General features: G+C 44.3%; 9 protein-coding genes. All 9 read left to right on the plus strand.

From position 1 onward, the window contains the following. Window positions 1-5: 5 nt before the first annotated feature. The 9 genes from LN893_RS10720 (at window position 6) to LN893_RS10760 (ending at window position 13,487) form a co-directional block, all read left to right on the plus strand. On the plus strand, window positions 6-1,649 hold the full coding sequence (locus LN893_RS10720; RefSeq protein ID WP_229969819.1) for an alpha-amylase family protein: 1,644 nt from the start codon (window positions 6-8) through the stop codon (window positions 1,647-1,649). 96 nt (window positions 1,650-1,745) lie between these two features. Beyond that, window positions 1,746-2,708, plus strand: coding sequence for a TIGR03885 family FMN-dependent LLM class oxidoreductase (locus tag LN893_RS10725; protein ID WP_229969820.1), 963 nt, complete (start codon window positions 1,746-1,748; stop codon window positions 2,706-2,708). A 197-nt stretch (window positions 2,709-2,905) separates the two neighbouring features. Further along, the gene (locus LN893_RS10730) at window positions 2,906-3,295 is read left to right on the plus strand and encodes a BlaI/MecI/CopY family transcriptional regulator (protein ID WP_229969821.1); all 390 of its coding nucleotides are present in this window, start codon (window positions 2,906-2,908) and stop codon (window positions 3,293-3,295) included. Further along, window positions 3,292-5,295 (plus strand): M56 family metallopeptidase, encoded by a 2,004-nt coding sequence (locus LN893_RS10735; RefSeq protein ID WP_229969822.1) that lies wholly within the window; start codon window positions 3,292-3,294, stop codon window positions 5,293-5,295. The genes LN893_RS10730 and LN893_RS10735 overlap by 4 nt, the downstream gene beginning before the upstream one ends. A gap of 252 nt (window positions 5,296-5,547) precedes the next feature. Continuing rightward, window positions 5,548-7,617, plus strand: coding sequence for an IPT/TIG domain-containing protein (locus LN893_RS10740; RefSeq protein WP_229969823.1), 2,070 nt, complete (start codon window positions 5,548-5,550; stop codon window positions 7,615-7,617). A 497-nt stretch (window positions 7,618-8,114) separates the two neighbouring features. Further along, a complete protein-coding gene (locus tag LN893_RS10745; RefSeq protein ID WP_229969824.1) occupies window positions 8,115-9,506 on the plus strand; it encodes a deoxyguanosinetriphosphate triphosphohydrolase in 1,392 nt (463 codons plus the stop codon). A gap of 3 nt (window positions 9,507-9,509) precedes the next feature. After that, window positions 9,510-10,745, plus strand: coding sequence for a hypothetical protein (locus LN893_RS10750; RefSeq protein WP_229969825.1), 1,236 nt, complete (start codon window positions 9,510-9,512; stop codon window positions 10,743-10,745). A 559-nt stretch (window positions 10,746-11,304) separates the two neighbouring features. Beyond that, window positions 11,305-11,961 carry a hypothetical protein gene (locus LN893_RS10755; RefSeq protein WP_229969826.1) on the plus strand — a complete coding sequence of 219 codons (657 nt, stop codon included), beginning with the start codon at window positions 11,305-11,307 and terminating at the stop codon, window positions 11,959-11,961. Between the two features lie 188 nt (window positions 11,962-12,149). Further along, entirely contained in the window at window positions 12,150-13,487 is a 1,338-nt protein-coding gene (locus LN893_RS10760; RefSeq protein WP_229969827.1) for a M16 family metallopeptidase, read from the plus strand. Window positions 13,488-13,503 lie beyond the last annotated feature (16 nt).

Here is a 13,503-nt window from a genome sequence, read left to right on the forward strand (position 1 = left end):
GGGCTATGATAAAAAAAGACCACTGGTACAAAGGCGGGGTATGGTATGCCCTTGATGTAGAGACTTTTCAGGATTCTGACGGCGATGGCACTGGAGATTTCCAAGGGCTTATCAGCCGACTTGATTACTTGGCAACATTAGGAATTACGTGCGTGTGGCTATTGCCATTTTACCCTTCTCCTGGCCGAGACAACGGATACGATGTACTGGATTACTATAATGTAGACCCAAGGCTGGGCACGCTGGGAGATTTTGCTGCATTGGTGCAGGAGGCAAAAGAACGGGGCATAAGAGTTATCGTTGATTTAGTAGTAAACCACACCTCGGTGCAACACCCTTGGTTTCAGGAGGCGCAAAGAAATAAAAACTCTAAGTACCATAATTATTATATCTGGCGAGAAACAAAACCAGAAGAGTCTCATGCTGCACCTATGTTTGGCGATGAGGAAGACGATATCTGGTCTTATGACGAGCAAGCAGAACAATACTACCTACACCGTTTTTATAGCCATCAACCTGACTTAAACATCATCAACCCAGATGTTCAAGAGGAAATACACAAAATAATGGGCTTTTGGTTGGCGCTGGGTGTAGCGGGTTTTCGGATAGACGCCGCTCATATACTTGTGCAGAACGATGAACAAGAAAGCTCCGCGCATTTTTATGAGCTCCTGGAAGACATGAGGGCTTTTGTTAACAACCACAGCAAAGATTGCATCCTACTGGCTGAGGCCACTGGCCCACCAGAAGTAATAGGGGAATTCTTTGAAGATGGCAACCGCATGCACATGTCTTTTAACTTCCTACTGAACCAGTATTTGTTTCATGCTATGGCACTTCAGGAGGCGGCTCCTCTTAAAAAAGGTTTAGAACTGCTACCACATACGCCAGAATCCTGTACTTGGCTCAACTTCCTGCGCCACCACGACGAGCTGACTCTGGTAGACCTGCCCAAGGAAAAACAGCATGAAATCTTTGACGCCTTTGCTCCCGAAGAGAACATGCGGATATATGGGCACGGTATCCGCCGACGGTTAGCACCTATGCTTGACAACAACCGACAGAAGTTGGAGCTTATTTATAGTTTGATGTTTAGCCTCCCTGGCACGCCGCTTATTCAGTATGGAGCTGAGATAGGTATGGGCGAAGACCTCTCGCTACCTGGCCGCGTAAGTGTTAGAACTGGCATGCAGTGGATGAACATCGAAAACGGAGGATTCTCCACCGCTCCTTCCCAAAACCTGGTCCGGCCTGTAATCAGCGACGGTGAATTCGGCTATGAAAAAGTATCGGTGTTTGCTCAACAACAAGACAACCACTCTTTGCTTAACTGGATGGAGCGGCTTATTCGTATCCGCAGGCAATGCCAAGAATTAGGCAGAGGTGTTTGGGTAGTCGTTGAGACAGGACATAAAGCTGTATTTGCCCATAGCTGCGCCTTACATAAAACATTAGTTGCGTTCCACAACATGAGTGATGAACCTGTTACAGTCAGCGTGCCATCCATTATGCAGGAGGCGCAGGAACTGATCGAGCTTTTCAACGACCAAACTTACGATACACCAGATGATAAACTAGTGCTAGGGCCTTACGGGTACCGCTGGTTTAGGCTGTCTGCCGTTATGCAACAATCTCAAGTCATAACTTGATGGGCTTGCAGCAATGTGTGCCAATAAACCAAAGTAGGCCGCCGATGGCGTTAAACAGCTAGAAACAAAATAACAAGAAAGCTAAACTCAAACTTTATGATCAAGATAGGATATCATGCTTCGCACGAACAGTTCAAGCCAAGCACATTATTGAAAAATGTTCAGTTAGCCGAACAGGCAGGTTTCAACGCTTCGCTGTCATCTGATCATTTTGCGCCCTGGAGCTTAGACCAAGGCGAAAGCGGGTTTGCATGGTCGTGGTTAGGAAGCGCAATGCAGGCAACTTCCCTTTCTTTTGGTATTGTAAATGCACCAGGTCAGCGCTACCATCCTGCCATCATTGCTCAGGCTGCCGCCACCTTATCAGAAATGTTTCCAGAGCGCCTGTGGGTAGCTATGGGCAGCGGTCAACACATAAACGAACACATCACTGGCGACCATTGGCCTGTAAAGGCAGATCGTAACGCACGTTTGAAAGAATGTGTAGATATTATACGTGCGCTGTGGGCTGGCGAAACAGTAACGCATCATGGCCTGATAAAAATAGAGGAAGCAAAACTTTATACCCGACCTGCAGTTGCGCCTAACATAATAGGGGCTGCCATAACCCCAGAAACAGCAAAGTGGGTTGGTAGCTGGGCCGATGGATTAATCACAGTGTCTAAGCCACCCAAAGAGCTTAAAAAAATGGTGGATGCTTTTAGAGAAGGAGGCGGCGAGGGCAAACCCATGTACCTAAAAGTACAGCTATCTTATGCCGACACAGAGCAAAAGGCACTACAGCAGGCGCATGAGCAATGGCGCTCCAATATTTTCCCAAGTGCCGTGCTATCAGATCTGCGCACAGCCAAACAGTTAGAGCAAAGTGCTATGTTTGTTAGAGAAGAAGACATGAAGGAACATGTTCGTATTTCTGCAGAACCTAACCAGCACCTGGAGTGGCTGCAGCAGGATCTCGAGCTTGGGTTTACGCAACTGATGCTTCACAATGTAAATCTGGAGCAGGAAAGATTCATTGAAGTGTTCGGCGATAAAGTTGTTCCGCAACTAGTTTCCTAGCACCTGCCTTAACCAAATTTTCCTTTCTTCTATTTTTGAAATGACCATAATCGTCTGCTGTTAAACTTCATTTACCAGTCGATTATGGTCGTTCCCTTACTTCGTACGAAAAATATCGTACATTCACTTCTTATTACGAATTATTTCGTATATACTTGTACTGTTAGTTGTCACCTCACATTTTATGTACAGGTACTATGAGTTCAGAAAAGCAAAATAAGCCAACAGAGGCAGAGCTTGAAATACTACAGGTTCTGTGGCAACACGGCCCCTCTACCGTAAGGTTTGTGCACGAAGAGTTAAGTAAAACAAAAGACGCTGGCTACACCACAACACTAAAGTTTATGCAGCTGATGGCCGAAAAAGGCATGCTAGAGGCCGACAAAACAAACCGTTCCCACATATACCGTCCCTTGCTGGAAGAAGAGCAAACGCAACGCCAGCTGCTCGACCGCTTCCTGGACTCTACTTTTAGAGGTGCTGCCATGAAAATGGTGATGCAGGCTCTTGGCAACCATGAAGCCTCGAAAGAGGAGCTCGATGAAATCAGAAACTTACTAGATAAACTGGAAGGAGGTAAAAAATGAATTTAGCTGCCGATTTTATTTCTCAAGAATTGGTTCGTGCCCTGGGCTGGGCACTACTGCACTCGCTGTGGCAAGGAGCCTTGGTTAGCCTGGTGCTGGCCGTGCTTCTCATTATGTTAAACCACCACACGGCTAACCTGCGGTATAAAATAGCAATTATAGGTATGGGAGCAATGCTATGCCTGTTTCTACTAACGTTTGTACAGCTTTATAGCTCAGCACCTGCACAAGACACAGCAGTGAGTTACGCTAGCCTGCAAACAGCACAGCCTGTGTTTTTGGCTGAAGCTTCGGTAAGCAGCAAGCCACTTTGGAATCGTACCACCACATGGTTCGAAACTTACTTTGAGAAGCACCTCCCATTGTTGGTTAGCCTATGGCTGATGGGGCTTTTCGTGATGATGCTTCGCTTTTTAGCAGGATTGGCTTATATACAGCGCCTCCGCAACTACAAAGTACAGGAGCTTGGTGCACACTGGCAAGAGACACTAGCTAACATCCAAAACCGCGTCGGCTTAAGCCGACCTGTAAAATTGGCAAAGTCTGCGCTTGTGCAAGTGCCTATGGTGGTCGGCCACCTGAAGCCTCTGATACTTATACCGCTTAGCGCAACCACAGCATTAAGCCAAAGGCAACTCGAAGCTATTCTGGCCCACGAGCTGGCACATATTAAGCGCCACGATTACCTGCTAAACCTGCTACAGCAGTTGGCAGAAACGCTATTATTCTTTCACCCTGCTATCTGGTGGATGTCTGGTGTGGTTAGAGCAGAACGAGAGCATTGTTGCGATGACCTGGCAGTAGCGGCTTGCGGCGACACCTTGATATATGCACGTGCCCTTACCCAATTAGCTGAACTTCGGATGCCGCAGGCACCAGCCTTCGCTCCTGCTATAACAGGCAAAAAAGGCTCGCTTCTAAGTCGTGTAAAGCGCTTGGTAACTGCATCAGAAACACAGCCATCTTTTAAAGAAGGATTTATTGCGGCCATGGTTATAGTTGTAGGCCTCTCTATGCTGTCATACGGTGCCTGGGCAGGCATGAAAGAAAACAACACTACTTCCAACGTAAAGCACAAGTACACTTCTGCAACACTCTTTAAATTTGAGCAAAAAGAGGTTGCAAGCGGTGCCGCTCAAGTAGCCTCCACCCTTTCCATAACCGATTCCACAGGCACAACTTCTGACCTGATTATTATCAAAAATAAGAAAGGAGAAATAGCCGAATTATACGTAAACGGACGCCGCATTCCTAAAAAGGATATTCCTGACTTTCAGAAATTGATTGACGAAAGGCTACAGGCAAGCAGAAAAGCACCACGTATGAAGGAGACAGAAAGAGCCGCTACGGAGGAAGCAACCCGTGAAGCATTGGCCAGCGTAAATGGCCGCAGACAAACATTTAGCTATAGCTATAACACCGACAGCACAGACTTAGGCCTTATACCACCCGTGCCACCCGTACCTCCTGCTCCACCTCTGCCGCCTGTACCTCCGCTACCTGTAGGCTTAAGCGATGAGGGAAAAAAGGACATGGAAGCTTATGAAAAAAAGGTAAAGCTGTATGAGCAGCAAATAGCAGAATACGAAAAGGTTGTAAGGCAACATGCCCAGGAAGTTGAAGCCTACCAAGCACGAAGCATACCCAAAGCCAAAGAGTTTGAACGGCAGCGAACCGAAAGTTTACGAGCACATGAAGAAAGTATGCGTGCGCATGCGCAGAGCATACACGCACACGAGGAATCGCTAAGAAGACACAACGAAGCAAATACGCTGCTCAATAAAATCTATACCCAGCTAGAAAAAGACGTACTAGTTAAGCAGAACGCAAAAGAAATAGATTTAAAAATGACTGATGAGGGTTTCTTCATAGATGGGAAAAAGCAGCCTGATAATGTATACCGTAAGTACCAGGAAATGACGAAAAACAAAGAAGGTAAGCAAGTAAACTTTACCATTAAAAAGAGCGGAACAAGTCAGCAGTTCATTATCAAAGATTAAGTTTTCAATGCTTAGACTGTAGAAACCAAAACCTTCGTTATACTACGAAGGTTTTGGCATTTTTAGCACAACCGATGTACAAACATCGAAACTTAGCATTACCTCATTTGTTCTTTTACGTAAACGAAACATTATCTTTGGAGCATTGCCCAACATGCCTTAACTTAGGAACTTAGTTTAACCTGCGCCTCATTTATGACAAAGCTTTACTTAAGAAATAAGTTTATATACCCTATTAAAGCGGTTTTACTTTTGACCGTCTTACTGCTTAGCACCTTCAAGTCTTTTGCTTCCGATAACCTCCACCTGATCCCTATTTCGTTAGAAGAACGAGTTTCGGGTGCTCAAATCATAGTGGAAGGAGAGGTTGTTTCAAAAAAATCTTTTTGGGATGCCCAGTATAAAAACATCTACACATCGAACATCATAAAAGTATTTAAGGTGTTTAAAGGCACTGTAACTACAGAGCAGTTGGAAGTTATTACAGAGGGTGGTGCTGTAGGTTTAAAAATGCACGTGTTCTCTACAGCCTTAGACCTCCGCCAAGGGCAGCAGGGTGTTTTCTTTCTTCTTAAGGAGCAAAAGCCTCAGAACACACCAGCCAACCTAGCCTTAACTACCAAAGCACTTGCCAGCCAACAAGGTTTTGTACATTACAACATTCAAAGTGGCGCGGCTAACGATGTTTTCAACAGCTATAGCTCTGTTAAAGATGTGTATCAAACCATCACAAAAGTTACAGGCAAAAACTTCAAAACCTTACAAGAAAATAAAGCATTAAGTACAACAGCTGTTAGCAACCAACAGCAAGGCCAGCTGCTTGCACCAATCATTACCAGCTTTTCACCTACCACGGCCAGCGCAGGCGCAGGCACGGTTTTAACCATAAACGGAACAGGGTTTGGTAGTTCCCGCGGAAACGGCGCCGTTCAGTTCAGAAATGCTGACAAAGGCGGCGACGGTTTTGTCAGCCCTCTCCCAAGGGATTACGTTTCATGGTCTGACACACAGATTCGTGTTCGTATACCTTCAGCTTCAGAAGAAGGAGGCACAGCAGGTTCAGGTCCTATTGTGGTAAGAAGTAGCGATGGCACAACCTTTACCAGCGTTACACAGATACTGATTCCGTTTGCTTATTCAAACATAGGTTTGGCAAAACGTTCGTTCCAGCCCATCCTTATAAACAACGACCAGAGCGGTGGCTATACAATGCAGTTCGCTCCAACTATGCGAGACAGAAATGCAGCCCGAGAAGGTTTTAGAAGGGCCATGAATAGCTGGATTTGCAACACGAATGTTAACTGGCGAATTGGCGCTCCTACAACGATAGACGAAGCGGCTGACGACGACCAAAATGTAATTACGTTTGCTTCCAGTTCAGTAACTGGTGACCGAGTGCTCGCAAGAACTATCAGCCGATACGAAGGCTGCCGAAGCGGTGGGGACACCCTGTTTTGGGTTAGCGAATTCGATATGGAAATTAACAGTAGCATAAACTGGCAATATGGCCCTGGTGCACCAGCTAGCAGGCAGTTCGACTTTGAAACAGTTATACTCCATGAGCTAGGCCACGCGCACCAATTAGGGCACGTTATTCTGCCACGCGCTGTGATGCATTATGCCGTTGAAGACGAAACTTTTTACCGCGACTTAAGTGTAGACGACATCGTAGGAGGCAACATTGTGATGGCAAACAGCACAGAGCCCAATATTTGCAGGCAACCGCCTATGGTGCCAGAAACGGAAGGCGACTGTAATCTAGCCCCTGAAATCTATACTTTTACGGCAAGTTTTGTTAATTCAAACACTGTTTATTTACAGTGGAGCAGCAACAACGAGTCTTCGGGTGTAGAGGCTTATGTCGTGCAGCGCAGCCAGGATGGCACAAACTGGTCAGACCTGGCCACTGTTAGCACGAAAGGACCTAGTAGCGGCATATTACAGTACAACTATTCAGACCAAGACCCTTTGCCACGTGTAAGTTACTATCGCTTACAGGTTGTCTACAGCAATACTACTTTCAGGTATTCGCCACAGGTACGTGTACTTAACCCAGGAGACGTGAACAGACTGAGTGTGTTTCCAAATCCGATCAGGACTACTTCACAATCGGTTTTCTTCGAATATATCGTCACACAAAACACCGACCTGTCCTTTCAACTATACGACATTACAGGCAGGCTATTACGAGAGTTTAGTGTTTCTTTCTCAGATGTTAATGTACCTGTAGAGGTAAGCTTAGCAAACCTGGCTTCAGGAATGTACATCTTAAGATGGACTACCCCAAGAGACAACGGAGAGATTAGGCTTCTGAAGTTATAGGTGAAGCTACGCTAAATAGCTATAAGAAAGAGGCGGACCATGTAACTTATGTACATGGTCCGCCTCTTTCTTTGGATCTTTAATGTTAAGATGGCACTATACTACCCTCCAAACTTCCTCCATTCATCGTAGGTCTTCTTAGCACAATTTGTTTTCTAGCTTGGAACGGTGGTCGGAAATTCAAAGTTTGCACATCAAATCAAGAATTGCAAAGTAATTTTAGTGCAAATTGTAACATGGCTTTAGAGGTTAAAATGGCTTTCAAAAAAAAGAAATCCCTCTTTCCGATCATTCAATGCATATTTACAATTCAATAAGCGTCTATTTTTGTAACATCACCCAAAGAAAAAAGTTATAATTAATTCTCTTTGCCAACCTAAAGGCAGAAGCTTTATATTTGAATCATGATGACAGCCTTCAGAGCAAGACATTAAGTATGCTCTGAAAGAAGTTTATATTTGCTACAGCACGCTAGGCTATCATTCTAGTTAATTTTAATGACCTTATCTACCACCACTATGCCACAAGGTACCACCTGGGATAAACTGATTTCAAAGAAGCGCTATGAAACAAGCCAGAAAAAGCAAGGAACAGACGAGTCAGTGCGTGGGGAGTTTCAGCGTGATTACGATCGGGTGGTATTCTCATCGGCTTTCAGAAGGTTACAGAACAAGACACAGGTAATGCCCATGCCCGAGAGCGATTTTGTGCACACCCGCCTTACCCATAGTTTAGAGGCATCGGTGGTGGGGCGATCGTTAGGCCGTATTGTGGGTAAAAGTATTCTGGAACGCCATCCTTCTCTTTCAGAAGAAAAAAACGTACAGGAGGCTGACTTTGGAGACATCGTAGCGGCAGCATGCCTGGCACATGACATCGGCAATCCTCCTTTCGGTCATTCAGGAGAAGATGCCATTTCTGCTTACTTTCAGAGCGAGGCGGCACAACCTTTTTTGCAGAACCTAACAGAGGCTCAAAAAGCCGACCTGCACAGTTATGAAGGCAACGCCGCTGGGTTTAGAGTACTTACCTATACTTACCCTGCCCATTGCAATGTAACAGGTGGTCTAAGCCTCACCTACACCACCCTGGCCACTTTTACCAAGTACCCGAAAGAGTCACTGTCTACAGTAGTCAACGCCAAAAACACCAGCGAGAAGAAATACGGATTTTTTCAGACGGAGAAAGAATGGTTTAATACCATAGCCGAAGAGTTGGGACTGCTTAAAAAAGGAAATGAGGACGAAGTATTTTACCACCGCCACCCATTAGCCTTTTTAGTTGAAGCTGCTGATGATATCTGCTATCGTATTATCGATTTTGAGGATGGGCTAAAGCTTGGCCTGGTGCCACAAGAAAAAGGGCTACAGTTGCTCCGCCAGATTCTGAACGACGCACCTGACAGAGTATCGAGCCTAACCTTTTACGACTGGCGTGAAGAAATTGGCTACTTGCGCGCACGTATCATAGGCAAACTGATAGAAGAATGTGCTCATGTTTTTTTGATGCACGAAGATGAGATTTTAGCAGGCACTTATGATAAGCCTTTAATTAATGAAGTGGCCAGCAAGCCTGTGTTAGACGAAATTAAAAGCTTATCTATAAACTTGATTTACCGCAATCGTCCCGTGCTAGAAATCGAAGCGGCTGGTTTTGAAGTGCTGGGAGGCCTGCTGGATGCTTTTATGAAAGCTGTCTTCAAACCAGAATCAAAGCACCACCGCAAGCTCAAAGACCTTATTCCTTCTCAATATCACCAATTACCTGTGGAAGCTACAGATTACGAGCGTATCATCCACATCACCGACTTTGTCACCAGCCTCACCGATAAAGCCGCCATTAACTTATACCGCACTATAAAAGGTATTGAATTGCCGAAGATGTATTAGCATATGATAAAGCTGAGGTACAACTTTGGTTCAGATACAGTTCTATTGCTGCTGTACATCACAGTATGTGCAGCAATTCTGTTAAGAGTAAGCGTAGAGGGCACAGGCTATACGTCACCAGATTCGGAATACTATATGGAAGCTGCTCAGCGCCTAAAGATGGGCGAAGGGTTTTATATTAAGGATCTTTACAACTTACACAGGCAAAGCAGCACCAATGGCAAAGTATACTTTACGGCTTGGCCTATTGGCTATCCTGCCTTAATTTATACTGTATCTATAATTACTACATTAAATGTTTTCTGGGCTTCTAAAGTGGTCAATTTGATTTTTGTTGGTTTCGGCTTCTTGTTGATGCGGCACATAAATAAAGAACATGCATATCTGCTTGCTTCAATTTATGGTGCATTTACCATTATTGAAAACTACTCCTACACTTGGTCGGAAGGCCCCTTCATGTTTGGAGCTTTATGTTTTGCCTATTTGGCATCTAACATCTACAGCAACCACAACAGAAACAAGAGCATTATATTGCTTTTAATCACCGCCATATTCCTTTTCCTCATTCGCTACATCGGCATTTATACAGTTGGAGCAGTAGCACTGGCAGCTATTTATTACTGGTGGAACAAAGACTATAACCTAAGCAAAAAGCATTTTCAAGTTCTTGCGGCACTTTGTCTGTTCATTAGCCTCTACCTCTTTCGAAATTACTACATAGCAGGCTACGCTACAGGCATACCTCGCATTTACAAAAACATGGAAAGTATACCTGAAGTTGCTGTAATGGCTATGAAGGGTTTAGCGGGTGAGTTCTTCATAATCAGAAGATATTATTTTAGAGGTGTACCTGATTGGCTTTTCTTTATGACCTTGCTATTCCAGATTGTTGTACTATGGTTAGCAATCAAAAATGTAAATGCAGATAAGTCTGTCATTGATTCGTTTAGAAAAAATCACCTGTCTCTCTTCTGTTTCATCACGGCCTTTTTGTATTTAATACTTTTGGTTTTCCTTAGAAGCATCTCGCAGTTCGACCCAATAAATGCACGCTTGCTTTCACCTTTCACATTTTTGATGCTCTTTGGATTTGTGAATTACATAGCAGCAGTTCCAGCACATTGTAAGAAGTTTGGAAACATAAAAACGCTCATCTTTATTTTCTTTTTGACATCTCTGTTGCTAAACCTGCCAAAGGAGTTTCTACTTCAAAAGGCACAGCAGTTAGTTGGAGGATAAGTTAAAAATGAATACATCTTCACATCAAAAAAAAGAACAGATAGCAGCAGACTTAAAGCTACTCTTACTTTTTACAGTCATAGCTGCTACAATCTTTTTCAGGATTAACGTCGAAAGTACAGGCTACATTTCTCCTGACTCAGAAAGATATTTGGAATTAGCTCAGAGCTTAAAGAACGGAAAAGGGTTCTATGTTATCGATAGAGCAACATCGGCACCAAAGTTTTTTTCGACTTGGCCTGTAGGTTACCCAGTTCTAATATTCTTCATTTCTAGCATTACCAGCTTATCAGTGTTTTGGGCATCTAAACTACTGAACATATTATTACTGGGCCTTAGTTTTCTGCTGCTACGCCAAGTAAACAAAAGCTTCGGATATATACTCGCCTCCGTTTACTGCTCTTACACCTTAATGGAGGTTTATAGCTTTACCTGGTCAGAAGCTCCTTTTATACTAGGTCTAATATACTTAGCCTACCTCGTGAACAAGTTTATAAATAACAGTCACAAAGGCAGTACCTATGTTTTACTTTTTTGCGCTTGCCTGTTCCTATTTCTGATGCGTTATATTGGGGCTTTCTCATTCGGTGTGGTAGCCTTTCTTTCTTTATTTTTCTTCTTTAACGGCAAAAAGGAAGCAGCCGTAGCACTGGCTGTAGCATTCACCTTACTTTGTGCAACTGCTGCCATTTATCTCAGCATTAACCTGTACTTAAGTGGCCACATAACAGGTTTTGATCGTTTGGCCGCCGAAAGAGAGACTTTTGCAGATTTTATACAAATGTTTTCAGAAGGACTCCTCAACGAACTTCTCATCATCAGGAAGTTTCGCGATCAGGGGGACCTTTTATTTGCTGCCACAAGCTGCGTTCAGGCTATTGTTATTATAACTGTTATAGCACTACTGAGGCGGCATTACAGCTTTTGGGAGCAGCTTAAAAACAATTCATTCTCATGCATCTGCATCTCTATCTCCATTTTATACTTAATCTCCATCCTGATTCTCAGAAGTATTTCTCATTTCGATAATCTGGACTACCGCCTATTAGCTCCTTTCAGTTCTCTTGTTATACTTGGCATTGTGAACATGATCATAAGTCTGCCAGATATTTACAAAAGCACAACATGCGCAAAGCTGATCATATTTGGTTTCTTCCTCCTCTCCCTACTCCTCAACCTCCCAAAGCAGTACCTCCTGGAGCAGTTCATGCATTAGCTCCAGTAACTTGTTTATCTACACAATCTCCTGCTTCATCCTACCATAAACTGCTTTGGTAGAAATACCACCTGCTACTATAGCACAGGCTCGGATACTACCACTTTAAATATTAATTTTATAGTTGGTAAAATGCTAGAACTGCTCTAGCTACATAGCCTAAAATATACATCAACTAATTTTAAAACATGAAACGCAAGCTCATGCTTTGCCTTTTATGGTGTGCTTCTGGCCTGGCGGCCATGGCGCAAACCAAAGGCAACAAAATTGAATTCACAGAGTACACGCTGCCAAACGGACTGCACGTAGTCCTGCACCAGGACAACTCCACGCCAAACGTAGCGGTATCGGTGCTATACCATGTTGGTTCCAAAAACGAACAGGCTGGCCGTACGGGCTTTGCCCACTTCTTTGAGCACCTTATGTTTGAAGGCACCGAGAACATAGACCGCGGACAATACTTCAAGCTTGTAGAAAATGCAGGTGGCGCCCTAAACGCTAATACTTCTTTCGACAGAACTTATTATTATGAACTGTTGCCGTCTAACCAGCTGAAGCTTGGTTTATGGATGGAAGCGGAACGTATGCGTTCGGCCAAAGTAGATGAAGTGGGCGTAGAAACGCAACGCAAGGTGGTACAGGAAGAGAAGCGCGAGCGTATAGATAACCAGCCTTACGGAACGATGGGCCAAAATGTGTTTGGCTTGGCTTATACAAAGCACCCTTACCAGAATATGCCTATCGGTACTTTCGAGGATTTGAACAACGCTAAAATCGAAGAGTTCAGAGACTTCTACAAGACTTTTTATGTACCAAACAACGCCACTCTTTCTATTGCTGGCGACATCAACGTAGAAGAAACGAAAAAGCTGATTGACCAGTATTTTGCAAGCATCCCGAAGGGCACAAAAGAGATTCCTCGTCCGAACGTAGTAGAGCCGAAGCAGACGGAAGAGCGCCGTAAAACAGTTTATGACAACATTCAGTTGCCAGCTGTCATTCAAGCTTATCACATTCCAGCCCAAGGCACCGACGACTATTACGCCTTATCTATGCTAACAACTTTGCTTTCTGGTGGCGAGAGTGCCCGTTTGCCAAAATCTTTGGTTGATAAGCAGCAGAAAGCGGTAGCTGCCGCCTCTATCCCTTTCCCTACCGAAGACCCAGGTTTGTTCTTAACTTATGCTATTGCCAACATGGGTGTGCAGGTAGATGACCTGGAGCAGGCGATGAACGCAGAAATTGAAAAGGTAAAAAGTGCCCCCCTGAGCGACAAGGAATTCCAGAAGCTGCGCAATCAGATTGAAAGCCAGTTTGTACAAGGAAACCGCACCGTAGCAGGCCGTGCCGAAAGTCTGGCAAACTACCATGTGTACTTTGGCAATGCCAACCTGATCAACACAGAGATTGATCGCTACATGAAGGTGACAAAGGAAGACATTACACGAGTGGCAAAAGAATATCTTACAAAAAGCAACCGTGTAGTGGTACATTACCTTCCAAAGTCAGCTCAACCAAAACAATAAGCTTAAAAGTTTTAGA

The sequence above is a fragment of the Pontibacter harenae genome, assembly GCF_020907245.1.
GTDB classification, from domain to species: Bacteria; Bacteroidota; Bacteroidia; order Cytophagales; family Hymenobacteraceae; genus Pontibacter; species Pontibacter harenae.

Bases quoted from the DNA above. Each gene is read 5' to 3' on its own strand.
- LN893_RS10720 (WP_229969819.1), top strand. From the start codon at position 6: ATGATAAAAAAAGACCACTGGTACAAAGGCGGGGTATGGTATGCCCTT.
- LN893_RS10735 (WP_229969822.1), top strand. From the start codon at position 3,292: ATGAATTTAGCTGCCGATTTTATTTCTCAAGAATTGGTTCGTGCCCTG.
- LN893_RS10760 (WP_229969827.1), top strand. From the start codon at position 12,150: ATGAAACGCAAGCTCATGCTTTGCCTTTTATGGTGTGCTTCTGGCCTG.
- LN893_RS10750 (WP_229969825.1), top strand. From the start codon at position 9,510: ATGATAAAGCTGAGGTACAACTTTGGTTCAGATACAGTTCTATTGCTG.
- LN893_RS10730 (WP_229969821.1), top strand. From the start codon at position 2,906: ATGAGTTCAGAAAAGCAAAATAAGCCAACAGAGGCAGAGCTTGAAATA.
- LN893_RS10725 (WP_229969820.1), top strand. From the start codon at position 1,746: ATGATCAAGATAGGATATCATGCTTCGCACGAACAGTTCAAGCCAAGC.
- LN893_RS10755 (WP_229969826.1), top strand. From the start codon at position 11,305: ATGCGTTATATTGGGGCTTTCTCATTCGGTGTGGTAGCCTTTCTTTCT.
- LN893_RS10745 (WP_229969824.1), top strand. From the start codon at position 8,115: ATGACCTTATCTACCACCACTATGCCACAAGGTACCACCTGGGATAAA.